22 protein-coding genes and 1 tRNA gene are annotated in these 25,835 nt (G+C 61.7%); 9 read left to right on the forward strand and 14 right to left on the reverse strand.

What is annotated here, in order from left to right:
- The first annotated feature begins 67 nt into the window (after positions 1–67).
- Positions 68–1,135, forward strand: a complete 1,068-nt coding sequence (locus BUA69_RS07980; protein WP_143154465.1) for a LysR family transcriptional regulator — start codon at positions 68–70, stop codon at positions 1,133–1,135.
- Between the two features lie 73 nt (positions 1,136–1,208).
- On the opposite strand, the gene BUA69_RS07985 is transcribed toward BUA69_RS07980, so the two are convergent.
- The 7 genes from BUA69_RS07985 to BUA69_RS08015 form a co-directional block, all read right to left on the reverse strand.
- Positions 1,209–1,284: transfer RNA gene (locus BUA69_RS07985), tRNA-Ile, on the reverse strand.
- 102 nt (positions 1,285–1,386) lie between these two features.
- Positions 1,387–2,433, reverse strand: a complete 1,047-nt coding sequence (locus tag BUA69_RS07990; protein ID WP_046134988.1) for a sulfate/molybdate ABC transporter ATP-binding protein — start codon at positions 2,431–2,433, stop codon at positions 1,387–1,389.
- 17 nt (positions 2,434–2,450) lie between these two features.
- Positions 2,451–3,305, reverse strand: a complete 855-nt coding sequence (gene cysW, locus BUA69_RS07995; protein WP_244468733.1) for a sulfate ABC transporter permease subunit CysW — start codon at positions 3,303–3,305, stop codon at positions 2,451–2,453.
- Positions 3,295–4,158 carry a sulfate ABC transporter permease subunit CysT gene (gene cysT, locus BUA69_RS08000; RefSeq protein WP_046134986.1) on the reverse strand — a complete coding sequence of 288 codons (864 nt, stop codon included), beginning with the start codon at positions 4,156–4,158 and terminating at the stop codon, positions 3,295–3,297. Before cysT ends, cysW begins: the two co-directional genes overlap by 11 nt.
- A 3-nt stretch (positions 4,159–4,161) precedes the next feature.
- Entirely contained in the window at positions 4,162–5,193 is a 1,032-nt protein-coding gene (locus tag BUA69_RS08005; RefSeq protein ID WP_046134985.1) for a sulfate ABC transporter substrate-binding protein, read from the reverse strand.
- Between the two features lie 201 nt (positions 5,194–5,394).
- Entirely contained in the window at positions 5,395–6,006 is a 612-nt protein-coding gene (locus tag BUA69_RS08010; RefSeq protein ID WP_046134984.1) for a LysE family translocator, read from the reverse strand.
- A gap of 146 nt (positions 6,007–6,152) precedes the next feature.
- Complete coding sequence (locus tag BUA69_RS08015) at positions 6,153–7,094, reverse strand: nucleoside hydrolase (protein WP_046134983.1); 942 nt, start codon at positions 7,092–7,094, stop codon at positions 6,153–6,155.
- A 150-nt stretch (positions 7,095–7,244) separates the two neighbouring features.
- On the opposite strand from BUA69_RS08015, the gene BUA69_RS08020 reads away from it, so the two are divergent.
- The 8 genes from BUA69_RS08020 to glgX all read left to right on the forward strand — a co-directional run bounded on the left by BUA69_RS08020 (position 7,245) and on the right by glgX (position 21,788).
- Positions 7,245–8,492, forward strand: coding sequence for an AI-2E family transporter (locus tag BUA69_RS08020; protein WP_160300123.1), 1,248 nt, complete (start codon positions 7,245–7,247; stop codon positions 8,490–8,492).
- 87 nt (positions 8,493–8,579) lie between these two features.
- Positions 8,580–10,436: a monovalent cation:proton antiporter-2 (CPA2) family protein gene (locus tag BUA69_RS08025; protein WP_244468732.1), complete on the forward strand. Its 1,857-nt coding sequence runs from the start codon at positions 8,580–8,582 to the stop codon at positions 10,434–10,436.
- 103 nt (positions 10,437–10,539) lie between these two features.
- Entirely contained in the window at positions 10,540–13,017 is a 2,478-nt protein-coding gene (locus BUA69_RS08030) for a glycogen/starch/alpha-glucan phosphorylase (protein ID WP_046134981.1), read from the forward strand.
- Between the two features lie 122 nt (positions 13,018–13,139).
- Entirely contained in the window at positions 13,140–15,329 is a 2,190-nt protein-coding gene (gene glgB, locus BUA69_RS08035; RefSeq protein WP_046134980.1) for a 1,4-alpha-glucan branching protein GlgB, read from the forward strand.
- Between the two features lie 89 nt (positions 15,330–15,418).
- Positions 15,419–16,690 (forward strand): glucose-1-phosphate adenylyltransferase, encoded by a 1,272-nt coding sequence (gene glgC, locus BUA69_RS08040; RefSeq protein ID WP_046134979.1) that lies wholly within the window; start codon positions 15,419–15,421, stop codon positions 16,688–16,690.
- A complete protein-coding gene (gene glgA / locus BUA69_RS08045) occupies positions 16,690–18,153 on the forward strand; it encodes a glycogen synthase GlgA (RefSeq protein ID WP_046135055.1) in 1,464 nt (487 codons plus the stop codon). Before glgC ends, glgA begins: the two co-directional genes overlap by 1 nt.
- On the forward strand, positions 18,134–19,765 hold the full coding sequence (locus tag BUA69_RS08050; protein WP_046134978.1) for an alpha-D-glucose phosphate-specific phosphoglucomutase: 1,632 nt from the start codon (positions 18,134–18,136) through the stop codon (positions 19,763–19,765). Before glgA ends, BUA69_RS08050 begins: the two co-directional genes overlap by 20 nt.
- Positions 19,766–19,778: 13 nt before the next feature.
- Entirely contained in the window at positions 19,779–21,788 is a 2,010-nt protein-coding gene (gene glgX / locus BUA69_RS08055) for a glycogen debranching protein GlgX (RefSeq protein ID WP_046134977.1), read from the forward strand.
- Here the strand turns inward: glgX and BUA69_RS08060 are convergent.
- From BUA69_RS08060 to BUA69_RS08090, 7 genes are all read right to left on the reverse strand, one after another.
- A complete protein-coding gene (locus BUA69_RS08060) occupies positions 21,785–22,258 on the reverse strand; it encodes a GNAT family N-acetyltransferase (protein WP_046134976.1) in 474 nt (157 codons plus the stop codon). The two genes, glgX and BUA69_RS08060, sit on opposite strands and share 4 nt — an antisense overlap.
- Before the next feature lie 272 nt (positions 22,259–22,530).
- Positions 22,531–23,163, reverse strand: coding sequence for an urease accessory protein UreG (ureG, locus tag BUA69_RS08065; RefSeq protein WP_046134975.1), 633 nt, complete (start codon positions 23,161–23,163; stop codon positions 22,531–22,533).
- Positions 23,160–23,591 (reverse strand): DUF3995 domain-containing protein, encoded by a 432-nt coding sequence (locus BUA69_RS08070; RefSeq protein WP_046134974.1) that lies wholly within the window; start codon positions 23,589–23,591, stop codon positions 23,160–23,162. Before BUA69_RS08070 ends, ureG begins: the two co-directional genes overlap by 4 nt.
- Positions 23,588–24,250 (reverse strand): urease accessory protein UreF, encoded by a 663-nt coding sequence (locus BUA69_RS08075; protein ID WP_046134973.1) that lies wholly within the window; start codon positions 24,248–24,250, stop codon positions 23,588–23,590. Before BUA69_RS08075 ends, BUA69_RS08070 begins: the two co-directional genes overlap by 4 nt.
- A complete protein-coding gene (locus BUA69_RS08080) occupies positions 24,247–24,711 on the reverse strand; it encodes an urease accessory protein UreE (protein WP_046134972.1) in 465 nt (154 codons plus the stop codon). The genes BUA69_RS08075 and BUA69_RS08080 overlap by 4 nt, the downstream gene beginning before the upstream one ends.
- Before the next feature lie 65 nt (positions 24,712–24,776).
- A complete protein-coding gene (locus BUA69_RS08085) occupies positions 24,777–25,364 on the reverse strand; it encodes a hypothetical protein (RefSeq protein ID WP_046134971.1) in 588 nt (195 codons plus the stop codon).
- A 24-nt stretch (positions 25,365–25,388) separates the two neighbouring features.
- Entirely contained in the window at positions 25,389–25,778 is a 390-nt protein-coding gene (locus BUA69_RS08090) for an MliC family protein (protein WP_046134970.1), read from the reverse strand.
- Positions 25,779–25,835 lie beyond the last annotated feature (57 nt).

Below are 25,835 nucleotides of genomic sequence, written 5' to 3' on the forward strand. Positions count from 1 at the left end.
CCAGCAGCTTGCAGTAAAAGCTGGATGCGGGCCTCGACCAGGGTGGCATACGAGCGGGGAGTGGACCTTGAAGGACAATGATGGTTCCGCCGCGCGCGGAGCAGTCGGGCGCAGCGGCAAGGGCTCGCCGTCGGCTTTGGCCCGATCAGCGCCGCGCGCTGGCGATCCGACGCTACACCAGATGCGGATATTCTGGGCGGTTGCGCGGTCCGAAACATTGACCAAAGCGGCCAAGCAACTCGGCCTCGCGCAACCGTCTCTGTCCCAACAGTTGGGGAAGCTGGAAACCACGTTGGGCAATCGGCTGTTTCACCGCCGCTCCAACGAGATGGAGCTTACTGAAGCGGGTAATTTCCTGTTGCCGCGGGTCGAGCAAGTCCTGCGCATAGTCGCAGAACTGGAAGACGGGCTTGCCCAATTCAGCGGCGGGCTCCGGCTGACCTTGCGGCTGGCGGGCATTAATTCGGTGCTGCGCGGACTGCTGCCCACGGCCGTGCGAGCGATGCAGGAAAAGTTCCCGGAGCTGGACTTCGATATTCAGGAAAGCGCCCCAACCGACATCCTTGATCTGCTCTATGGGCGGCGGGTCAATATCGGTTTGCTGGCAGCGGATTCCGTGGCGCAGGCGGGCGTGGGCTTCTTGCAGGTCCCGCTGATGGAAGACCCCTATGTGCTGGTGGTTCCCAAAGATTTGCTGCTGGACGGCGTAAGGAACCCGAAGATCGAACTGGCACCAGCGCATTGGGCGATGCTCAACCAGTCGATCCAGTTCAGCTTTGGCAGCCAGCATACCAATCGGGTGGCCGAGTGGTATGAGCAGCGTCTGCCCGAGCATCGGGTCGTGGCGCAATGTCGCAGCTTTGAGACCGCGATCGGGCTGGTGCAGGCCGGAGCCGGTGTTTGTCTGGCCCCAGCTTTAGCCAGCGGGAGCCAAGGTGTGAGTAATAGTGTGCGGCTCTATCGGGTGCAGGGCGCGGCGCGAAGAATCGTCGCCCTCATCCCATCGCAGTATCGCCGGGTCGAGCCATACGCGTCACTACTTGAGGAACTGCAGTGCGCCGCCCAAACGTGCACGGTCGGGGGTATCCTCGATACACCGCCATTCCTGGCGGTGGATCCGCCGCAGAGTTTCTAGCGGTCGACCTAGCTATGCACCAATAAGACCCCGTCCGAACCGGGGAGGCAGAAAACTCTATCATCGAGTGGAATGGTGGGCCCACCAGGACTCGAACCTGGAACCAGACCGTTATGAGCGGTCGGCTCTAACCATTGAGCTATAGGCCCCGAGGGTTCACTTACCCAATTCGGTTTGGCGCGTCATCGGAAATCTTGTCGTCGCAGCCTTAAAGGCGCGGCCGTTGCGGCCGCGGCACCTTCAGGGGCCAATCAGGCTTGGGGTTTGACATCGAAGAGGCGCCAGCGGCGGGGGCGAAAGCTGATGCGGGAGCGCTGGCCTGCGGGGTGGTCAAAAGGCAGGTCGATTTCCACTTTCTGGCCGTTGTTGCCGATCTCGATTTCGACGCGGCGAGTGCCGCCGACCCGGCGAGATGCCGTGACTTCACCGGCCAGGGCCGCATCATCATCGGTCAGTTCCACATCGTGGGGACGGAAGAACAGGCGTGCCGGGCCGCTGGTGCCGGATGACGCCGGCAGCCCGACGGAGCGGCCATCCAACAGCAATTCGTTGCTGCCTATCGTGACCGGCAGCTCACTTGATTCGCCGATGAAGCCGAAGACAAAGGGCGAGCTCGGCGTGTCGTAGACGGCGTCGGGCGTGCCGACCTGTTCGATCTTGCCCTGGCTCATGACGCAGAGGCGGTCGGCCAGTTCAAGTGCTTCTTCCTGGTCGTGGGTGACGAAGACGGTGGTGTGCCCGGTACGGTCATGGATCTCACGCAACCACTTGCGCAACTCGCGTCGCACTTGCGCGTCGAGGGCGCCGAAGGGTTCATCGAGGAGCAGTACGCCGGGCTCTATGGCAAGGGCACGGGCCAGGGCAACACGTTGGCGCTGCCCACCCGAAAGCTGGTTGGGATACCGCTTTTCGAGACCTGAAAGCTGCACCAGATCGAGCAATTCCATAGCGCGACGGCGGATTTCGCCGGCGGGTGGACGGCTGGAACGGGGACGTACCTTGAGACCGAAGGAGACGTTCTCCAGAATGGTCATGTGCCGGAACAGCGCATAGTGCTGGAATACGAAGCCGATATTGCGTTCCTGCACCGTCTTTTCGGATGCGTCTATGTCTCCAAAAAAGATGCGGCCGTCCGTCGGCATTTCGAGTCCGGCGATCAGCCGAAGCAGAGTGGTTTTGCCGGACCCAGACGGGCCCAACAGCGCAATCAGTTCACCCGAGTGAATGTCAAGCGACACGTCATGCAGAGCGGGAAACCGGTCGAATTCCTTGCGCACTTTGGCGATGCGTACGTCCATAGCCTATCAGTCCCCGATTAGTGTCGACCGCCACTGGCAGCCAGTTCATCGCCGAAACGCCATTCGAGGACGGACTTCAGCACCAAGGTTACCAAGGCCAAAAGGGCCAGGAGTGAAGCGAGTGCAAAGGCGGCGGCGCCATTGTACTCGTTGTAGAGCATCTCGACCTGCAGCGGCATGGTCGTGGTTTGCCCGCGGATCTTGCCGGAGACGACGGCGACAGCGCCGAATTCGCCCATGGCGCGCGCATTGCAGAGCAGCACGCCATAGAGCAGGCCCCATTTGATATTGGGCAGGGTAACGCGCCAGAAGGTCTGCCAGCCATTGGCGCCGAGCGAGAGCGCGGCCTCTTCGTCGCCGGTGCCCTGATCCTGCATCAGCGGGATCAGTTCGCGGGCCACGAAGGGGAAGGTGACGAAGATCGTTGCCAAGACGATGCCGGGCACCGCGAAAAGCACTTCGATGCCAAAGGATTTGAGCCAGGGTCCGAGCACGCTGCCGGCGCCGAACAGCAGCACATAGACGAGGCCGGAAATGACCGGCGAGACCGAGAAGGGCAGGTCGATCAGGGTGATGAGGAAGGCCTTCCCCTTGAACTCGAACTTGGCAATGGCCCAGGAGGCACAGACGCCGAAGACCACATTGAGCGGCACGGCGATGGCGGCAACCAGGAGGGTCAGCCGGATGGCCGATTGGGCATCCGGGGTCTGCAGCGAGGCGATGTAGACGCCCAGCCCTTCCTTGAGCGCCTCGGTGAACACCGCCCAGAGCGGTAGCACCAGGAACAGCGCCATAAAGGTGAGGCTCAGCCCGATCAGCAGCAGCTGAACCGGCTGGCTCTCGTCGGTGGGGGATCTGAAGTTACGCGCCATAACCATACCTCCTGCGGCTCCAGGCCTGGATCAGGTTGATGGCAAACAGCAGTGCGAAGGAGATCAGCAGCATCACCGAGGCGATGACGGCGGCACCGGTATAGTTGAACTCTTCCAGCCGGATGACGATCAGCAGCGGGGCGATTTCCGAGACGAAGGGGATATTGCCGGCGATGAAGATCACCGAGCCATATTCACCGACGCCGCGGGCGAAGGCGAGAGCGAAGCCGGTGAGGATGGCCGGCGTCAGGCTGGGCAGCAGCACCCGGGTGATGGTCTGTAAGCGATTGGCGCCGAGGGTAGCCGAGGCTTCCTCGACCTCCCTGCTGACCTCTTCGAGGATCGGCTGGATGGTCCGGACGACAAAGGGCAGGCCGATGAAGATCATGGCGATGACGATGCCGACCGGGGTGTAGGCGATACGCCAGCCGAGCGGCGCCACCAATTGGCCGATAATGCCATTGGGGGCGTAGATCGCTGTCAGCGCAATGCCGGCCACGGCGGTGGGCAGTGCGAAGGGCAGGTCGACGATGGCGTCGAAAATGCGCCGGCCGGGAAACCGGTAGCGCACCAGAACCCAGGCGATTAGCGTGCCGAACACCACATTGACCGCGGCGGCGAACAGTGCGGTCGTGAAGCTGACGCGCAAGGCGCCCAGCACGCGGGCGTCGGTGGCGGCGGCCCAGAAGCCGACAAGACCAAGGCCAGCGGAGTGCAGGCCGAGAGCAATCAGCGGGACCAGGATAATCAGCGAGAAGTAGGCGATGGTGAAACCGAGTGTCAGCCCAAAGCCTGGGATGACGCTCGGTTGCTTCAGTCGCCAACCAGCCCGTTTGAGGGAGGTTGCAGCCATGATCTATCGTCCTGCGCCCGGAGCATAGATCTGGTCGAACACGCCACCGTCGCCGAAGAAGGCTGGCTGGGCTTCGCGCCAACCGCCGAATTCCTCGATGGTGACGAGATTGACCTCCCCAAAGCGGGCAATGTCCTCGGGGGCAGCGGCTTCCGGGCGGAACGGGCGGTAATAGTGCTTGGCGGCAATCGCCTGCCCGGCGTCCGAATAAAGGTAATTGAGATATTCGGTGGCCACCTCGGTGGTGCCCTTCTTGTCGGTATTGCCGGGGACGAGGGCCACCGGCGGCTCGGCCAGGATCGAGATCGAGGGCGTCACGATGTCGAAAGCGTCGGGGCCGAGTTCTTCGAGCGCCAGATAGGCCTCGTTCTCCCAGGCCAACAGCACGTCACCGATGCCGCGCTGCACGAAGGTGGTGGTGGAGCCGCGGGCGCCGGTGTCGAGCACCGGCACGTGCTTGTAGAGCTCAGTGACGAACGCCTTGGCGGTTTCGTCGCTGCCGCCCGGCTGCGCCTTGGCCCAGGCCCAGGCGGCCAGCAGGTTCCAGCGCGCACCGCCCGAGGTCTTCGGATTGGGCGTGATGACCTCAACGCCCTCACGGATCAGATCACCCCAGTCGGCGATGGCCTTGGGGTTGCCCTTGCGGACCAGGAACACGATGGTCGAGGTATAGGGGGCATTGTTGTTTTCGAAGGTGCCGCGCCAGTCTTGGGGGATCAGGTCGGTGGCATCGGCGATGGCATTAATGTCGCTTTCCAGCGCCAGGGTAACCACATCGGCTTCCAAGCCGTCGATGACGGTGCGCGCCTGCGAACCGGAGCCGCCATGGGTGACCTGCACCGTCACTGTCCGGCCAGTGGTGTCTTTCCAATGGGCGATGAACGCTTCGTTGTAGTCGCGGTAGAGTTCGCGGGTCGGATCATAGGATACGTTGATGATCGTCTGGTCGTGGGCGCGAACCGTCGTGACGGAAAACCCAAGGGTCAGAGACGCCGCAAGGGCGGTGTAGGCCACAATTCTGGCAGCGGTTCTCATCAATCTCTCTCCCGGCAGGGCGTGATGACGAAAGGCTAGCGGATTGGTCGAGTTTAACAAGGTTTGTAATTCTGCACGAGAGGCGCTTCTGACAAAGCTCTTCTCACGAACTCTGTTTCTAAGCGATGCCCGGTGCGGCTCCGGCAAATTGGTGTCGCCGGGGCCTAGAGTCATGGCGCAGCGGCGCGGCTTGCTTGCCGCTCAGTGCTGGAAGACGACGAAGCCGGCGGCTGTCGCCATCATGGCTCCAGCGGTCTTGTTCAGGCGACCCAGCGCCTTGGGGCTTTTGAAGAAGTCGCGGGCATAGGACGCAAGCAGTGCGTAGCCGCAACCGATGATCAACAGCACCACCACCACGATGAAGGTCAGCTCGGCGAAAGCCAATGGGTTCATCTGGTCGAGCGGGATCACCGTGGGCAAGATGGCGAGATAGAAAACGATGGTCTTGGGGTTGCCCATGGTCAGCGAAAAGCCGGCAAGGAAGGTCTTGAGCCAACCTTCGGTCTTGGGCTTCATCTGCTCGGCTCCGGGACGAGCGGTCCAGAACCTATAGGCGATATAGAGCAGGTAGGCGGCGCCGGCCCAACGGACCACGGTAAAGACAGGACCGAAATAGGTGGCGACGGCTGCAAGGCCGAACACGGCAAAGACAAAATACATCAGGTCGCCGGCAAGAATGCCCAGCACCATGGGGAAGGCTCCCCTGAACCCACCACCAAGCGCCCGCGCGACCACGGCCGCAACGCCGGGTCCCGGCACCAGCACTGCTATGGCATAGGCGACGGTGAACGTTAGAAGGGTAAAAAGATCCATGATGGCTCCGCCGGAATTGAGGCCGGAGACTATCCCGGCGCGCGCCGGACTTCCAGATGGCTTGGAACGGCAGTGCGGATCGCCGATCGCTGCTCCTCGCACCGCCATTCCAGCCTGCCTGGGAATGACGGTGCGAGACAAGTGCCTCAGGGAAGGCGTGCCAGGCGTTCGTTGAGCAGGGCGTAGAAGCCCTCTGCATTGCCATTGCGGATGAAATTGACGTTTCTGGCTTTGCCGCTGACATGCCAGTAATCGGCTACCGTCGCACCGACGGTCAGTTCGCTGGCGGTTTCGATGCTTACATTGCACAGCCGGCCGTCGAACAGGTCAGGCCTGAGCAGATAGGCGATGACTGTGGGGTCATGCAGTGGCGCGCCGAGGCTGCCATACTTGGCCAGATCGAAACGCTCGGAAAACTCAAGCATCTGCGCCACTGCAGTCCCGGTATTATTGCCAAGCGCAGCGATGGCGTCGAGGCGGTCCCGCGTGGTCAGGATCTGGTGCGTTACGTCCAGCGGCATCATGGTGATCGGCACGCCGCTGCGCAGCACAACATCGGCTGCGTCAGGGTCGACATAGATATTGAACTCGGCCGATGGCGTTATGTTGCCACCCTCGAAATAGGCGCCGCCCATCATGACGATCTCGGCGATCCGCTCGGCAATAGCCGGCTGCCGGACCAGAGCCAGTGCGATATTGGTCAAGGGTCCCAGCGTGCAGAGGGTGATGGTGCGAGCTTCAGCTGTCATCAGCGCGTCGATGATGTAGTCGACGCCATGCTGGGCCTGCAGCTTGATCTCGGGTTCGGGCAGGGTCGGGCCATTGAGGCCGGTTTCACCATGCACATGCTCGGCAGTCACCAGTTGGCGTCGCATCGGGCGCACGCTGCCAGCATAGACCGGAACATCGGTGCGCCCCGAAAGTTCGACGATCTTGAGCGCATTGTTGGCGTTGTGATGCAGCCCGACATTGCCGGCGACGGCTACAATGGCCAGCACGTTGAGTTCGGCTGGTGACGCCAGTGCAAGCAGAATGGCCACGGCATCATCCTGGCCGGGGTCGGTGTCGATAATGATCTTGCGGGACATGGTTCTCGTTAGGGCGGGTAGAGGTTTTCCCGATCCTAGCGGGGCACGCGGTCGCGGTCGACCGGACAAGCCGGTTGTCCAACGGAACGTTTCACCAGCGACACCGTTGAGGAAGCTGGATCTCTTAACATCGGAATGCAGATGGCGCGCATGGTTTCCAAAGCGACGACGGCGGATGCTGGGGAAAGCCAGTTCGAACTGGTGCTGGCCAATGCCGCCCGGATTGCGATGGTTGGCATCGGGCTGGTCGTCGCGCTGATGGCGCTGCGGGAAGGGCAGGTGTTCCTGGCACCGGTCATGCTGGCCATTGTCATCGGGCTGATGTTCGGCCCGGTGGCGGATCGGGTCGAGTCCCTGGGTGTTCCTTCGGCCTTGTCCTCGGCTGTCGTCGTGCTGCTGCTCATTGGCGTCATCGTCAGCGGAATCGCGTTGTTCGCCGTGCCGCTCTCGGATTGGGTGGCGCGGGTGCCCTTGATCTGGGCCAAGTTGCAGGCGGAATTGGCGACCTTGCAAGGACCGCTGGAGTCCATCGGGACATTTCAGTCGCAGCTAACCTCGATCTTTGGCAGCGACACCGCGATGGCGGTAACGGTGGAGGACAGCAGTGCCGTCACCAGCATGGCGCTACTGGCACCGGCGATCCTTGCGCAGATCCTGATTTTCCTCGCTAGTCTCTACTTTTTCGTCGCGACCCGCGATCATATCCGCATCTCGGTCCTATCGCTTTGTGTGAGCCGGAAAATGCGCTGGCGCACCGCCCATGTGTTTCGCGATGTCGAGCAAAAGGTCAGTCGTTTCCTGTTGTCCATCACCTTCATCAATGCCTGCGTGGGTGTCGCAGTGTCTGTTGCGATGTGGGCCATTGGCATGCCTTCGCCGATCCTGTGGGGCGCGCTGGCGGCCGTGCTCAATTATATCCCCTATGTCGGGCAGGCGGTCATGGCTGTCGTGTTGCTGGCGGTCGGGCTGGGGACGCAGACGGGGCTGCCCAATATCCTGTTGCCTGTCGGTTGCTACGTGGCGATCAATTTCGTCGAGGGCCAGATCGTCACGCCGCATTTCATCGGCCGCACGATGACGCTCAATCCATTCGTTATCTTTCTGTCGATCACCTTCTGGCTCTGGGCCTGGGGGCCCGTTGGGGGGCTTGTGGCAGTGCCGTCGCTGCTTATCGCCCAGTCGGTATTACTGCATGCCTTGCCCAGCAAGCCGATGATGCCAAGCAAGCCGATAAGGCGCACGCGTAACATGACGCCGCGCCAGGAACTGCTGGCCAATACCGCCGCTGCCATCCGCGAACAGGCGGAAGACGAAGACTTGTCCAATGCAAAGCGCAAAGAAGAGCGGTTGCAGCCACCCGAAGGTACCGCGCCCAGTGGTGTAGAACCGGCAAAATAGCGCGCGCGACCCAGCCTTGCACTGCGCGCGCTTGACGCCACTCCAGCCAAGCGAAACAGTTACCGGCCGGGGTTCAGGAGAATGCGCGTGGCGGGTGAAGCAGTGGGACATGCAGCGGAGGCGGCAGCACATGGCATTGATCTCGTGCCGGTGGTGGTGTTGCTGGCGGCTGGCGTCATTGGCGTGCCGCTGTTCAAGCGCCTCGGACTTGGGTCCGTGCTTGGTTATCTGGCAGCCGGGCTGCTGTTGGGGCCATCAGGCATCGCGTTGATTACGGATCCGGGGGCCGTGCTTTCTGCCGCGGAACTTGGCGTCGTAATGTTCCTGTTCATCATCGGGCTCGAGATGGAGCCGTCCAAGCTCTGGGCGCTGCGCAAACAGATTTTCGGGCTTGGCATCATCCAGGTGACGATCTGTGGAGCCCTGTTGACCGGGGTCGGCATATTGCTGGGTTTTACGCCAGTCGTGGCGTTTATTTTCGGCATGGGGTTCGTGCTGACATCAACTGCCATCGTCATGCAGCTCTTGGGTGAGCGCGGAGACCTGGTCACCGATAGCGGCCAGAAGATGGTCTCGATCCTGCTGCTCGAAGATCTTGCCATCGTACCGCTTCTGGGTGTGGTGGCAATTCTGGCCCCCCACACCGGCGATCAGGGCTTGCTGGCCCGTTTTGCCGGCATTGGTATCGCGCTCGGCGCCGTGCTCCTGCTGATCTTCCTCGGTCGCCGAATCATGAACCCGTTCTTTGCCCTTCTCGCCGGTACCAAGCTGCGAGAAGTCATGACCGCCGGCGCATTGCTGGTTGTGCTTGGGGCAGCACTGCTGTTTCAGGTCAGTGGGCTTTCCATGGCCATGGGCGCCTTTCTCGCCGGCGTGTTGCTCTCCACCTCGACCTTCCGCCACCAGTTGGAAGCCGATGTGGAGCCGTTCCGGGGCATCCTTCTTGGTCTGTTCTTCCTTGCCGTCGGCATGTCGCTTGATCTGGCCATCGCCGCCGAGAACTGGATCATCATCGCGACGAGCGTGGTGGCCTATATGCTGGTCAAGGCAATCGCGATCTATGTCATCGCCCGTCTGCTCAAGTCATCGCATGGCGAAGCGCTCGAGCGCGCCGTACTGATGTCCCAAGGCGGTGAATTCGCTTTCGTGCTCTACACCACGGCCGCTGCCGTCGGGATCATTGATGCGCCGACCAACGCGATTTTCACCGCGACGGTAATTATCTCGATGGTGCTGACGCCGCTGGCCATTATCGGTCTGCGTTTCGCGATGCCGAAGTCGACCCAGTCGATGGAGGGCGTCGAGGAGGCGGACGGCCTATCCAGTAAAATCCTGCTTATCGGCTTCGGTCGCTTTGGCCAGATCGCCAGCCAGCCGCTGCTGGCCATGCGCCACTCGGTGTCGATTATCGACAACGACACCGAGATGATCCGCGCCGCCGCCCAGATCGGCTTCAAGATCTATTATGGCGATGGCACCCGGCTCGATATCCTGCATGCAGCTGGGGCAGGCAGTGCTGACATCATTCTTGTCTGCATCGATAACAAGACCAATACGACCCGAATTGCCGAATTGCTGCGTGATGAGTTTCCGCTGGCCAAGGTGATGGCGCGGGCGTTCGATCGTGGACACGCGATTGAACTGATCCGGGCAGGCGTTGATTTCCAGATCCGTGAGTCGTTCGAATCAGCGTTGGCGTTCGGCGGTGAAGCCATTCGCCGGTTGGGCGCCACCGCAGAGGAAGCCGATGACGTCGTTGCTGGCGTGCGGGAGCGCGACAGGCAGCGGTTCGAGCTGCAAATGGCGGGCGGGGAGCAAATGGCCGGCCGTCACCTGCTCATCAGCAATGCCGAGGACCAGGCGCGCGAAGGTGGTGTTGCCGTTGACCCCGAGCAAGTCGAAGAAACCGTGGCCAACTCGACCCATGCCAGCGCGCCGGTCTGAGCGTCTTGGAATGGATTTGCGTAGGGGCTTTCGCCTGCACAAATTAAGTGCAAGACTAAAGTCTCTAGAGGGGAATACATCGTCATGAAATCTGGATTGCGATATGCCGCAAAAGCCAATCGTTTTCGACGCCCCTACGCCCGAACCCCGTGCGATCACAGTTGAGGCCATTCAGGCCGAAATTCTTGAAAGACTGATTTATTCGGTCGGTAAAGACCCAATTGTTGCCCGACCACATGACTGGCTCGCTGCCGCAATCTTGACGGTGCGGGACCGGGTCATGGATCGGTGGATGGAGTCGTCGCGTGAAACGTGGCGAACTTCCAACAAGCGTGTCTACTACCTGAGCCTGGAGTTCCTTATCGGTCGCCTCATGCGCGACGCCATGAGCAATGTCGGGCTGATGGAGCCGATGCGCGATGCGCTCAAGAACCTCAATGTCGATCTGGGCGACCTGATCAACCTTGAACCTGATGCGGCGCTGGGCAATGGCGGCCTCGGCCGCCTGGCGGCGTGCTTCCTAGAGTCGATGTCATCGCTGAAGATCCCTGCCTATGGCTACGGCATTCGCTATGTCCATGGCCTTTTCCGACAGGAAATGAGCGAGGGCTGGCAGGTCGAGCTGCCTGAGGAATGGCTGGCTCATGGCAATCCATGGGAGTTCGAGCGCCGCGAAAGCGCCTATGAAGTCGGCTTCGGCGGTCACGTCGAGCCGGTGACGGATCCCGACGGTTCTGTGCGGCAGGAATGGCGTCCGAATGACCACGTTCTGGCGGTGGCATTCGACACACCCGTCGTTGGCTGGCGTGGAGCAAGGGTCAATACGCTGCGCTTGTGGAGCGCCCAGCCGATCGATCCGATCCTCCTGGACAAGTTCAATTCAGGCGACCACATCGGCGCGCTGGAAGAGAGCTCGCGGGCGGAAGCCATTACCCGCGTGCTTTATCCTGCCGATACCACAGCTGCCGGACAGGAACTGCGCCTGCGCCAGGAGTTTTTCTTCTCGTCGGCGTCGCTGCAGGACATCGTGCGGCGGCATCAGCAGCAATATGGCGATCTCGGCTCCCTGCCGGACAAGGTGGCGATCCAGCTCAATGACACGCATCCGGCTATCTCGATTGCCGAGCTCATGCGCATCCTCGTTGATGACAATGGGATCAAGTGGGCCGAGGCCTGGAAGCTCTGCAGCGGTACTTTTGGCTATACCAACCACACGCTGTTGCCCGAAGCGCTGGAAAGCTGGCCGGTGGCACTGCTGGAGCGCATGCTGCCGCGTCACATGCAGATCATCTACCAGATCAACGCCGATGTGCTGAGCGAAGCGCGCCAGCGCGCCAAGTTCAGCGACGCGCAGATCGCCAATGTGTCGCTGATCGACGAAAATGGTGGCCGTCGCGTCCGTATGGGGCAGCTGGCCTTTGTCGGTTCACACTCAATCAACGGCGTTTCCGCGCTCCATACCGAGTTGATGAAGCAGACGGTGTTCTCGGACCTGCACAAGCTCTATCCTGATCGCATCAACAACAAGACCAATGGCATCACGCCGCGGCGCTGGCTGATGCAGTGCAATCCGGGACTGACCAAGCTGGTCAGCGACCGCATCGGGGCGGGTTTCCTCGATGATATCGATCTGCTGCAGGGGCTGCATGCGCATGCCGACGATCCGATCTTTCAGGAGCAGTTTGCGGCGGTGAAGCTGGAAAACAAGCGCAAGCTGGCCAGGCTGATCAAGGATCGCCTCAACATCACGGTGTCGCCGGATGCGCTGTTCGACGTGCAGATCAAGCGCATCCACGAATACAAGCGGCAGCTGCTCAATATCATTCAAACCGTTGCTGCATATGACGAAATCCGCGCCCATCCGGAGCGGGAATATGTGCCGCGCGTCAAGATATTTGCTGGGAAGGCGGCGCCGAGCTACTGGAATGCCAAGCTGATCATCAAGCTTATCAATGATGTAGCGCGGGTGATCAACAATGATCCGGCCGTGCGTGGGATGCTCAAGGTGGTATTCCTGCCCAATTACAATGTGAGCCTGGCCGAGGTTATCGTGCCGGCTGCCGATCTCAGCGAGCAGATATCGACCGCGGGCATGGAAGCCTCGGGCACCGGCAATATGAAGTTCATGGCCAATGGCGCGGTGACCATCGGCACCATGGATGGCGCCAATGTCGAAATGCACACCGAAGTGGGGGACAGCAATATTGTCATCTTCGGGCTTTCGACCGAGGAAGTGAACGACAAGCGCGCCAGGAGTGAAGTGCCCCGCAGCGTCATCGATAACTCGCCACGGCTCAAGGAAGCGCTGGAATCCATAGCCTCGGGCGTGTTTTCACCCGATGATCCGAACCGCTATCGTGACCTGATTGGTGGCCTGTATGACCACGACTGGTTCATGGTTGCCCGCGACTTCGACGCCTATGTCGCGGCGCAGGCCAAGGTGGATAAGTTCTGGAGCGACAAGCCAAAGTGGAACGCGATGGCCATCCGGAACACGGCCAGTGTCGGGTTCTTTTCGTCGGATCGGACCATAAGGCAATACGCTGCAGAGATCTGGGGCGTACCGGTGCCCAAGGGTTAGCGGAGCCTTTCCGGGGTGTTGGCGTTGAGGGTCAGAGCCAAATTGAATGCAGGTTCGCAGCAAGCATGCTTGGTTTCTTGCTTGTTTGCTTGTTCGGACCAAGGGGGAACGTTCTTGTGACTATGGAAATCTGGCAGGCTGACTCGCGGGACGTAGAGGCGATCGTTTCCGGACGGCATTCCGACCCGTTTGGATTCCTGGGGCTGCATCAGATCAACGGCCAATGGGTGCTGCGGGCGTTCATTCCGCATGCCGACCTGGTGACGGCCTATACGCTGGACGGCACCGAGCTGGGGCATCTGTTCCCGCGTCATCCTGGGGGGCTTTTCGAAGGCAAGGTGGCGATCACCGAGCGCCAGCCGATCCGCTACCATGCCAAGAATGCCGGGGGCGAATGGGATGTCTATGATCCCTATAGCTTCGGCCCGGTACTGGGGCCGATGGACGACTACTATATCGGCGAGGGGAGCCATCTTCGGCTGTTCGACAAGCTCGGCGCCCATGAGATGGAATTCGAGGGCATCCACGGCACCCATTTTGCAGTCTGGGCGCCCAATGCCAGGCGGGTCAGCGTTGTCGGTCCGTTCAATGATTGGGATGGTCGACGCAATCCGATGCGCAACCGCTCCGATAACGGCATCTGGGAAGTGTTCATCCCCGTGCTGGGGACCGGAACGATCTACAAATACGAAATCGTCGGGCCCGATGGGGTGGTGCTGCCGCTCAAGGCCGATCCGTTCGCGCGGCAATCGGAGATGCGGCCCAAAACGGCCTCGATCGTGCCGGATCCGACGCCATTCGTGTGGACCGACGCCAGGTATATCGAGGAACGGTCGCAGAAGGATTGGCGGCGGACGCCAATGTCGATCTATGAGGTTCATCTGGGCTCATGGCGGCGGCGGCCCGATGGCGGCTTCCTGACCTATGACCAGCTGGCCGAGCAGCTCGTGCCCTATGCGGCTGACATGGGCTACACCCATATCGAATTGCTGCCGATCACCGAACACCCGTTCGATCCGAGCTGGGGTTACCAGCCGACCGGGATGTATTCGCCGACCGCCCGCTTCGGCGATCCGGCGGCGTTTGCCCGGTTTGTCGATGCGGCCCACGAAGCCGGGATCGGCATTATCCTTGACTGGGTGCCGGCGCATTTCCCGACCGACGCGCATGGGCTGGCCAATTTCGATGGTACGGCGCTCTACGAACATGCCGATCCAAGGCAGGGCTATCACCCTGACTGGAACACGGCGATTTACAATTTCGGACGCAAGGAAGTGGTCAGTTTCCTTGTCAACAACGCGCTCTATTGGCTGGAAAAATTCCATATCGACGGGCTGCGCGTCGATGCGGTGGCCTCGATGCTGTATCTGGACTACTCGCGCCAGCCGGGGCAGTGGGTGCCCAACCAGCATGGCGGCAATGAAAACCTCGAAGCGGTGGAGTTCCTGCGCCGCGTCAATACCGAGGCTTATCGCCTGCATCCCGGCACGTTCATGATCGCCGAGGAATCCACCTCCTGGCCCGGCGTCAGTCATCCTGTCCATACCGGTGGGCTGGGCTTCGGCTTCAAGTGGAACATGGGCTTCATGAACGACACGCTGCGCTACATGTCGCGCGAGGCGGTGCATCGCAAGTTCCACCATAACGATCTGACCTTCGGCACGGTCTATGCGTTTTCGGAGAACTTCGTGTTGCCGCTCAGCCATGACGAGGTGGTGCATGGCAAGGGGTCGCTGATCGAGAAGATGCCGGGCGATGACTGGCAGCAATTCGCCAATCTGCGGGCTTATTACGCCTTCATGTGGGGGCATCCCGGCAAGAAGCTGTTGTTCATGGGTCAGGAATTCGCGCAGCGCGCCGAATGGGCCGATGGCAAGGCGCTCGACTGGTTCCTGCTCGATGCGGGAGCCCATGAGGGCGTGCGCCGTCTCATCACCGATCTCAATACCGCCTATCGCCAATTGCCGGCCCTGCATGAACGCGATTGCGAGCCGGAAGGCTTTGAATGGGTGATCGGCAATGATCACGCCAATTCGGTCTTTGCCTGGCTGCGCAAGGCGCCGGGTGCCGATCCGGTGCTGGTGGTGTCCAATTTCACGCCAGTGCCACGCGAAAACTACAAAATACCCATGCCGCATGCCGGCAAATGGGTGGAGCGGATCAATACCGATGCCGGTTGGTACGCTGGCTCCAATACCGGCAACCAGGGGTCGGTCATTGCCCATGCGGTCAAGGGGGCGCATTGGCCGGCAGAAGCCGAGCTGTTCCTGCCGCCGCTTTCGACGCTGTATCTGAAGTATGAGCCGGACTAGCCCGGCCTGGGGTTGTGAATACGAACCGGCCTCTGCCGGTTCGGGGTGCGATACGTCCCGGATCAATCCGGGCAATTGTGGAGGGTAATATGGCAGACTACAGGGTTCCATCACCGCTCGCGCGTGAGGCAATGGCCTACGTTCTCGCAGGTGGCCGCGGTACGCGGCTCATGGAGTTAACCGACCGGCGCGCCAAGCCGGCTGTCTATTTCGGCGGCAAGTCCCGCATCATCGACTTCGCCCTCTCTAACGCCATCAATTCGGGTATTCGGCGCATTTCGGTGGCCACCCAATACCAGGCACATAGCCTGATCCGGCATCTGTCGCGCGGCTGGAACTTCCTGCGCCAGGAGCGGAACGAAAGCTTCGACGTGCTACCCGCCAGCCAGCGGGTGGCCGAGGACATGTGGTATGCCGGCACCGCAGACGCGGTGTACCAGAACATGGACATCATCGAGGATTACGGCGCCCGCTATATCGTCATCCTGGCCGGCGACCATATCTACAAGATGGACTATGAAATCATGCTGCGCCAGCATGTGGACACCGGGGCCGATGTGACCATCGGCTGTCTGGAAGTGCCGCGCCAGGAGGCCTCGGCCTTTGGCGTGATGCATGTGGACGGGCGCGACCGGGTGGTCGACTTCATCGAAAAGCCCAAGGATCCGCCGGGCATACCCGACAAGCCGGAGATGGCGCTGGCTTCGATGGGCATCTATGTGTTCGAGACGCGTTTCCTGATGGAACAGCTGCGCCGCGACGCGGCAACCGAAGGCTCCAGCCGCGATTTCGGCAAGGACATCATCCCCTATATCGTCAAGAATGGCACCGCCTGGGCGCATCGCTTCACCCGCTCCTGCGTGCGGTCGTCCAAGGAGGAGGTCTCCTATTGGCGCGATGTCGGCACCATCGACGCCTATTGGAAGGCCTCGATCGACCTGACCGATATCGAACCCCAGCTCGATCTCTATGATCGTGACTGGCCGATCTGGACCTATGCCGAGATCACCCCGCCGGCCAAGTTCGTGCATGACTTCGATGGTCGGCGCGGCGCGGCTGTGAACTCGCTGGTCTCGGGCGATTGCATCATCTCGGGCGGCTATCTGCAAAAGACGCTGCTTTCGACTGGCTCGCGCGTTCACTCCTATTCCGAACTCAACGAGGCGGTGGTGTTGCCCTATTGCGATATCGGGCGCAGCGCACGGCTCAAGAAAGTGGTCATCGACCGGGGGGTGAACATCCCCGAGGGACTGGTGGTGGGCGAAGATCCGGAATTCGACGCCAAATGGTTCCGGCGTACCGATGACGGGGTGACGCTGATCACCCAGGCGATGATCAACAAATATCTGGCGAGCCGATGATTGAAGTCCTTTCGGTAGCCTCCGAGGTCTACCCACTGATCAAGACCGGGGGCCTCGCCGATGTGGCGGGGGCCCTGCCAGCGGCGCTGGGCGAGCGCGGCGTGACCATGCGCATCCTGGTGCCCGGCTATCCGGCGGTGACCAGCAAACTCAAGGGCGGCCGCGTCGTTGCAGAGATCGCCGATCTGTTCGGCGTTTCGGCACGGCTGGTGGCTGGGCGCGTGGCTGGGCTCGACCTGATCGTGCTCGATGCGCCAGCGCTTTATGACCGTCCGGGTAATCCCTATGTCGGCCCCGAAGGCTGGGACTGGCCGGACAACTGGAAGCGCTTTGCGGCGCTGAGCTGGGTGGCGTCCGAACTGGGCCTCGGCCTCGTTGAAGGCTATCGCCCGCAGGTGATCCATTGCCATGACTGGCAGGCGGGCCTCGTGCCAGCCTATGTCAAATATGGTCCCTCCTCGACGCTCAAGACGGTGATGACCGTCCACAACATGGCGTTCCAGGGCACATTCGGCGCTGATATCTTTGCGCAATTGCGGCTGCCCGACCATGCGTTCTCGGTTGCGGGCGTCGAGTATTATGGCGGCGTCGGCTATCTCAAGGCCGGGGTGGAATGTGCTGACGTGGTGACCACGGTCAGCCCCACCTATGCGGCCGAAATCCGCACGGCGGAGTTCGGCATGGGGCTCGAAGGGCTGTTGAACAACCGCATTGCCACGGTGCATGGCGTGCTCAACGGCATCGATCTCAATGCCTGGGATCCGTCGACCGATCCAGCGCTGAAGCAGAACTACACCACCAATACCACCCATTTGCGCCGGGTGAACAAGGCGGCGCTGCAAGAGGCCTTCGGGCTGGACCTGTCACCGACAGCGCCGCTGTTCGCGGTGGTCAGCCGGCTGACCTGGCAGAAGGGCATGGATCTCCTCGCCCATTGCACCGACATGCTGGTGTCGGAAGGCGCACAATTGGCAGTGCTCGGTTCGGGCGATACCGAGCTGGAGAATAATCTGCGCGGCGCGGCGATGCGCCATCCGGGCCAGGTGGGGATCATCACCGGCTACAACGAGCAGCTCAGCCACCTGATCCAGGGCGGTGCGGATGTGATAGTGGTGCCATCGCGGTTCGAGCCCTGTGGGCTGACCCAGCTCTATGCGCTGCGCTATGGCTGTATTCCGCTGGTGGCGCGTGTCGGCGGTCTCAATGACACCATCATTGACGCCAATGTCGCGGCTCTCGAAGCGGGGGTTGCGACGGGGGTGCAGTTTGCGCCCGCCACCGAGCATGCGCTGGGCGATGCCATAAGGCGGACGCTGGCGCTCTATCGCGACGACAAGACCTGGAAGAAAATTCAACGGCGCGGCATGAAGTCCGATGTCTCGTGGGAAACGAGCGCGGGCCGATATGCCGACCTCTACGCCACACTGATCGGGCTCGACACACATGACCATCCAGACGATTAAGACCGCGCCTTTTGACGACCAGAAGCCGGGCACTTCGGGCCTGCGCAAGCGGGTGACCGTCTATCAGCAGCCCCATTATGTCGAAAACTACATCCAGGCGATCTTCGACAGCCTCGAGGGATTTGCCGGCCAGACGCTGGTGATCGGCGGGGACGGGCGCTATTACAACGACGTCGCCATTCAGACGGCGATCAAGATCGCGGCGGCCAATGGCTTCGGCCGGGTGCTGGTGGGGCAGAACGGCCTGCTGTCGACCCCGGCGGCCAGCCATGTGATCCGCCACCACAAGGCCTTTGGTGGCCTGGTGCTCTCGGCCAGTCACAATCCGGGCGGGCCGGATGGCGATTTCGGTATCAAGTACAATATTTCCAATGGCGGGCCGGCGCCGGAGAAGATCACCGATGCGGTCTATGCCCGCAGCAAGGTGATCGACAGCTACAAAATTGTCGATGCGCCGGATGTGGCGCTGGACCAGATCGGCCTGCAGCGCTCGGGCGATATGGTGGTCGAGGTCATCGATCCCGTCGCCGACTATGCGGCGCTGATGGAGACGCTGTTCGACTTCGGCGCGATCGCGGCGCTGTTCGCCGGTGGGTTCCGCATGACCTTCGATGCCATGCACGCCATTACCGGTCCCTATGCCCACGCGATCCTTGAGGATCGCCTTGGCGCGCCCAAGGGCACGGTGATCAATGGCACGCCATTGCCCGATTTCGGCGGCGGCCATCCCGATCCCAACCTGGTCTATTGCAAGGACATGCATGACCTGCTGATGACCCAAGAGGGCCCCGATTTCGGGGCGGCGTCGGATGGTGATGGTGATCGCAACCTGATCATCGGCAAGAACCGCTTCGTGACCCCCTCTGACTCGCTGGCGATCCTGGCGGCCAATGCGGCGCTGGCGCCGGGCTATGCCACTGGCATTGCCGGCATTGCCCGTTCGATGCCGACCAGCGCTGCAGCTGACCGGGTGGCCGAAAAGCTCGGCATTGAAATGCACGAGACGCCGACTGGCTGGAAGTTCTTCGGCAATCTGCTCGATGCCGGCCGGGTCACCATCTGTGGCGAGGAGAGCGCCGGTACGGGCTCCAACCATGTGCGCGAGAAGGACGGCCTCTGGGCGGTGCTGCTCTGGCTCAATATCATCGCGGCGCGCAAGCAGAGCGTCGATGAGATCGTGCGCGAACATTGGGCGACCTATGGGCGCAATTACTATACCCGCCACGACTATGAAGAGGTTGATGCGGGGATCGCCAACACGCTGGTGGATGACCTGCGGGCGCAGTTGCCTGGGTTGCCCGGGCAGGTGTTCGATGACCTGCAGATCGCCTATGCCGATGACTTCTCGTACCATGACCCTGTCGATGGCTCGACCAGCGCCAAGCAGGGCATTCGCATCGGTTTCACGGATGGCTCGCGCATCGTCGTGCGGTTGAGTGGAACCGGTACGGTGGGGGCGACGTTGCGGCTGTATCTCGAGCGCTATGAAGCGGCCGATGGGCGACATGATCTGGAGACCCAGCTGGCTCTCGAGCCGCTCATCGTGCTGGCCGAACAGCTTTCCCAGGTCCGGGCCCGCACTGGCCGTCCGGAACCGAGCGTTATCACCTAGCAGCGGATAGTCGATGAAACCTCAGCTTGTGCCCCAGGGCGGTCGTGTCGAGCATCTCGGCGCGACCGTTACCGATGCGGGCGTTAACTTCGCCGTCTATTCGGAAAGTGCCACCAGGATCTGGGTGTCGCTGTTCGATGAGCAGGACCAGGAAACCGACAGGTTTGAGCTGGACGTTCACCAGGAGCATATCCGGGCCGGGCTGATCGCCGATATCGGGGCAGGCACGCGTTACGGGCTGCGCGCCGATGGGCCCTATGATCCGGCGCAGGGTTATTTCTTCGATCCGGCAAAGCTGCTGGTCGATCCCTATGCGCGGCGGCTGGACAGGGTGTTCGTGCGCTCGCCGCGGCTGCGGCTGGATCGGCAGGAAGCGGTGGATACGGCGCCGCTGGTGCCCAAGGCGATCGTCGGCGGGGGCGGCAATGCGGATGTGATGCCGCGGCGGCGGGCGCCGCAGCTGATGTATGAGCTCAATGTGCGTGGTTTCACCATGCGCCATCCCAGCGTGCAGGGGCCGTTGCGTGGCACCGTGGCCGGGCTCACCACCAAGCGGGTGATCGATCATTTCAAATATCTGGGCGTCGATACGGTCGAGCTGATGCCGGTGGCGGCGTGGATCGATGATGGCCACCTGCCCAGCCTCGGGCTGACCAATGCCTGGGGCTATAACCCCGTCACCTATTTCGCGCCCGATCCGCGGCTGATGCCGCGCGGACCGCAGGAATTGCGGGTGATGACGGACCTCTACCGCAAGAACGGCATCTCGGTGATCCTCGACGTGGTCTACAACCACACCGGCGAGGGCGATGCCAATGGCCCGGTTCTGAGCATGATGGGGCTCGATGCACAGACCTATTATCGCTTCGTCGAAGTCGATGGGCAAAAGCATCTGGTCAATGATACCGGCACCGGCAATACGCTGCGCTGTGATCATCCGGCGGTGCAGCGGCTCGTGATCGAGAGCTTGCGCTATTGGGTGCAGGAGCTGGGCGTCTCCGGCTTCCGCTTCGATCTCGCGCCCGTTCTGGGGCGCGAGCCGGGGTTCAATCCCAATGCGGAGCTGCTCCAGAAGATCAAGGCTGATCCGGTGCTGTCCAAGGCGCTGCTGGTGGCCGAGCCGTGGGATCCGGGTCCGGGGGGATATCAGCTGGGCCAGTTCGGCAAGGAATTCCGCGAATGGAACGACACCTATCGCGATGAGGTGCGCAGCTTCTGGCGTGGCGATGACGGCAAGATCGGTGCGCTGGCAGGCAAGGTCGCCGGTTCATCGGAAATCTTCAATTTCGCCGGACGCAAGCCGACGCATGGGGTGAACCTGCTGGCCGTGCATGACGGGTTCACGCTGCGCGATCTGGTCAGCTACAATGACAAGCACAACGAGGCCAATGGCGAAGGCAATCGCGATGGCCATAGCCACAATTCCTCGTGGAATTGCGGTGTCGAAGGCGAGACCGACGACGAGACCATCAATGCTGCCCGCAAGCGCGATGTGCGGGCGCTGCTGGCAACGCTGTTCCTGTCGCGCGGCGTGCCGCTGATCCAGCAGGGTGACGAGATGTTCCGCACGCAGGGCGGCAACAACAATGCCTATGCCCAGGACAATGAAATCACCTGGGTGGACTGGGAGAATAGTGACGGGGCCCTGGTCGATTTCGTTGCCGCACTGCACAAGTTCCGCAAGGCGCATTCGGCGCTGACCCACGAGCATTTCATGACCGGGCAAGAGCGCCATGGCGTTCGTGACGTGGTCTGGCTGCATCCCGAAGGTCGCGAGATGAATGAAGGCGATTGGCGGGATTCCAGTGCGTCGGTGCTGGGCATGCATTTGCATGACAAGGGCGATGATGTGCTGGTCTGGTTCAATCGGCGGTCCGAGCCGGTGGTGGCGCGCCTTCCCGAAGGCGATTGGATAGTCGGTATTCAGTCGGACGATACGTTCGAGATCGGGTTTTCCGAGGGCACGGCGACCTTGCCGCCACGCTCGGTGGTGGCGCTCGTGCGGCCACCAGCACAGGATTAGGACACGGGCACCATGCCCAGGCGCGCGTAGAGACGGCGCGCCGGGATATTATCGGTTTCGACCTTGAGGTCCACATGGGGTAGGCCGCGCCGAGCAAACGCTACGAAGCATTGGGTCAACAGGGCTTCGCCGATACCGCGGGTTCGATGCTCGGGCGCGACCACCAGATCCTTGATGAAGCCGCTGGTCCAGCACTGCGCCAGGCCCACCGGCGCGCCCTCGGGACCGAATGCGACCAGCACCAAAGCCGGATCGAACTCGCTGTCTTCGACAAGCCGCATCCACCAGTACTCGAAATCTGGCACGGAGCCGCCGCCATCGGCGTAGGCGCGCACCAGCAGGGCGTGGAGAGAGATTGGGCTTGGCCCCGGCAGGGTCATCGGCACGACGCCAGCCGGCCAGGCCGGAGCCGCGAGCGGGCCGGTCAGCGACTTGCGCAGGCGCAGATGGGCGGGAACTGGAGTGACCATCAGGCTACCAAAGGTCCATATTTCGAGAATTTCTACAATGCATCAAAATGTCGAAAAGATGCTTTATCTATTGCGCTGATCAAGCAAAAGTTCGTGCGTGGGGGTGGACGCCTTCGGTATCGGCAATTTCAGCATGAATTAGCCGGCCGCGTTGGACAATTGGGCCAGTTCGGCAAGTCCGTGAACGTGGGTGCCGCAAGTCGCGACGCCCGCACCGACTGGATGTAACGCGGCCTGCGCCGGGCCCCGGTGACAGGGAGCAGACGCAGTGCCTATTCGGCGGCAGATACGCTGCGCAAGCCACCGGCGCGTTCGATGAAGGCGATGATCTCATTGAGGCCATCGTGGCGGATCAGATCGGCGAAGACATAGGGGCGCCCTTCGCGCACTTTCTGCGTGTCGGCTTCCATAACCGCGAGACTGGTGCCGAGATAGGCCGCCAGATCGGCATGGGTAATAACCAGAAGGTCGGAGCGCCCGATGGCCGGGCCGCCCTTGCGGGGGATCTTTTCGCCTTGTGCCACCGAGATGACATAGATGGTCATGTCGGCGAGGTCGGGGGAGAAGGTCGCCGCCAGATTATCGCCGCCGCTTTCGATCAGGATCACGTCCAGATCTGGGAACCTGCGATTGAGATCGGCAATGGCCGCCAGATTGAGCGAGGCATCCTCGCGGATGGCGGTATGGGGGCAGCCGCCGGTTTCGACACCGACAATGCGGTCTTCGGAAATCGCCTGGGCGCGCGCCAGGATCAGCGCGTCTTCCTGGGTGTAGATGTCATTGGTGACCACGGCCATCGAGTAGCGATCACGCATGGCTTTGAGCAACATTTCGCAGAGCGTGGTCTTGCCCGAACCGACGGGGCCGCCAATGCCGATGCGGAGGGGACCGTTGGGAGAGCTCATAGCAGCCTCAGGATGACGAGGACGACAAAGCCCGCTCCAAGAAACAGGCAAAGGGGCGAATAGACCCGGCGGTCATTGAACCGGAAATTGGGTTGTGGGGTCTTTGCAGCCCACCAATCGGTGTAGCCGGCAACGCCACGCGCCAGGAACACGGCACCGACCGCCAGGCCGATGAGGTTGAGCATCCAGCCGCCGCTGGTGTGATCGGCCAAAGCCAGCCCGAGTATGCCGGCCAACAGGGTCACCAGGGCAATGACGAAGGATGCGCGCCGTGGCGGCATATGCTGGATACCGGCAGTGCCGACTACGGTCTCGGCCAAGAGCTTCTCATTGCGGATCGGCCAGGTGCGGCCGATCGACCAGAGGAAGTGGGCGACGGACACCGCCAGCAGGGCGATGAACATGAAAGCGGCGATCAGCATGCTCATGAGCGGAAGATCCTTGTGGTGAGGGTTTCGTGCTGCATCTGGGCGATATCAGCGGCGTAGGCGATGGCGCCGATCTCGTCCAGTGCGGCACGCTGGCACAGCGCCGAAATGAGTGCGATTTCGGATTCCAGCGCCGCCATGATGGCCAATCCATCGGTCTGGCCGATAGGCACCAGCCGCACGGCGACCGACACCTGTCCGTGGACCAGAGCCGCAAAGAAAGCGGTGAGCAAAGCGGGGAGGGCAATACCATGCGCGCCGGCAATGGCGCCAACGGCGATGGGATAGGGGCAGGGTTGCGGCAGGGTGGCATAGACCGGGGAGGGCCAGGCCCTGGTGGCGGCAATGAAGGCATCGCCAGTGATGGTGGTTTCGTCGTGGCGCTCGCGGGCCGGTGTCAGGGCCAGGCAGAGATCGGCGAGTTCGCCGAGCTGGGCGGGATCGCTGGCCGCGGCGTGGGCATGGGCGAGCAGGATTGCGTCGGTGCGCAAGCCGCCGTGAACCAGATTGCCGGCGACCCAGGCCTGGGTGCTGGCGCGATCATGGACGCGGCGCTGGGCGATGGCGGTCTCCAGCCCGGCAGACCAGGCAAAGGCCCCCACCGGAAAGGCGGGCGACAGCCAGGTCAGCAGCTTCTGCAGGTCGCCGGTTGCGCTCATCGCTGCAGCAATGCGTGCCCGGCGTCGGCGTGGCTGTGATAGGCGCCATGCTCGGCAAAGAAGGGTTCGGTGACATTGCTGACGCTGGCGTTGAGCCCCTCCAGCATGGTCTTCAGCACATGATCGCGCTTGATCAGGATGCGGTTTTCTTCGAGCTGGGCCGCGGTGTGGCGATTGCCGATATGCCAGGCCAGCCGCACCAGGTGGGCGGGGTCGCGGCCGCGCACCTCGTAGAGCAGTTCCGCGGCGGCAGCGATCTCGATGAGGCGGCCATCATCAAGCTGCAGGGCGCCGCGATGATCGAGCGTTACGGTCTGGGGGAAATCCACCATCACCTCGGCGCCACTGCGCAAGGTCAACAGCTTGCGGCGGAGGCGGCGTTCGTCATGGGCCAGCACGATGGTGTCGAAGGGCGTGCCAAGCTGGTGATTGGCAGGCAGGTGAGCGACGGCACGAAACATGAGCGACTTTCTGCGAGTGGCTCGGCGAACAGAAGGCTTCCCAACCTTGCCGCCATACTAGCGCGTCAGGTGAAGGTGTTGAAGAGCCTGAAGATCCAGGACACCTGATAGATCAGGTAAACGGAGATGAAGGCCAGGTGGAAGCGCCTATTGGTGGTCCATATGGCAATCAGACACATGGTGATGCCGATGGGAACCTGAATGTAGAATTCGGTGCCGAATTTGTCCCAATGGGCCTGGCCCTTGATCATGGTGTCGATCATGTCGAAGGCAAAATTGAGCGCGAACAGGCCGAAAAACCATTGGCGGCGCTGGAGGAAAAAGTCCTCATAGCCGTCATATTCGGACAGATTGTCCGGGAATAGCAACGCCGCCTGCAGGAACAGGATGATGGTATAGACGATCAGGAAGAAGAAGATGCCAAAGGACCAGTCTTCCAACTGGAACAGGGCGAATTCCCACCACCAGAAATGCACCAGTTCGAGCAGCATGGAGGCCACCCACAACAGGTGGATGGCCGAGACCCTGGCCCGGTTGGGATGCTGCACCAGGCCGGCAAGGCCCATGAGCAGGCGGGTAATCGCCAGGCCGACCACCATGCCCATGACAATGCGCACATGGGGAAACAGCTCGGAGGCAGGCATTTGGTCCATGGCGCGCTACACGTTTTGGAGAGATCAGGGAGTGTTGACGACTTCGCTACAGGTTTTGACCGCCTCGGCGTCTTCGCCCAGCGTCAGGTCATAGAGGCTGGCATCGGGGCCTTTGGTCCACCATACCCATTGGCCGGCAGCGTATTTGACGCCCGAGGCAGCGATAACCGCAGTGAAAATGATATCTTCCGCTTCACCCTCGACTGGCACGAAGGCGAGGAAATTGGGCGCGGCATTGATGTATTCGACATTGAGCGGATCGCCGACCGAGCAATCATAAACCATGGTACGGCGTTCAAAATCGGTGCCGCCGCCGGTGCCGAGCTGGATCTGCAGCGTGGTTTCGACGGCTTGTGCGGCCGGAGCAACGAGGCTGGCGGCAAGTACAATGGCGGCGATGCGATTAAAGGTCATGTTAAACTCTCCTTTGCGGAAGCAATGAGCGGTGCTGGCGCGGCAAGGCGGCTGAAG

Origin of the sequence: Devosia limi DSM 17137, from assembly GCF_900128975.1 — a bacterium.
GTDB lineage: Bacteria > Pseudomonadota > Alphaproteobacteria > Rhizobiales > Devosiaceae > Devosia > Devosia limi.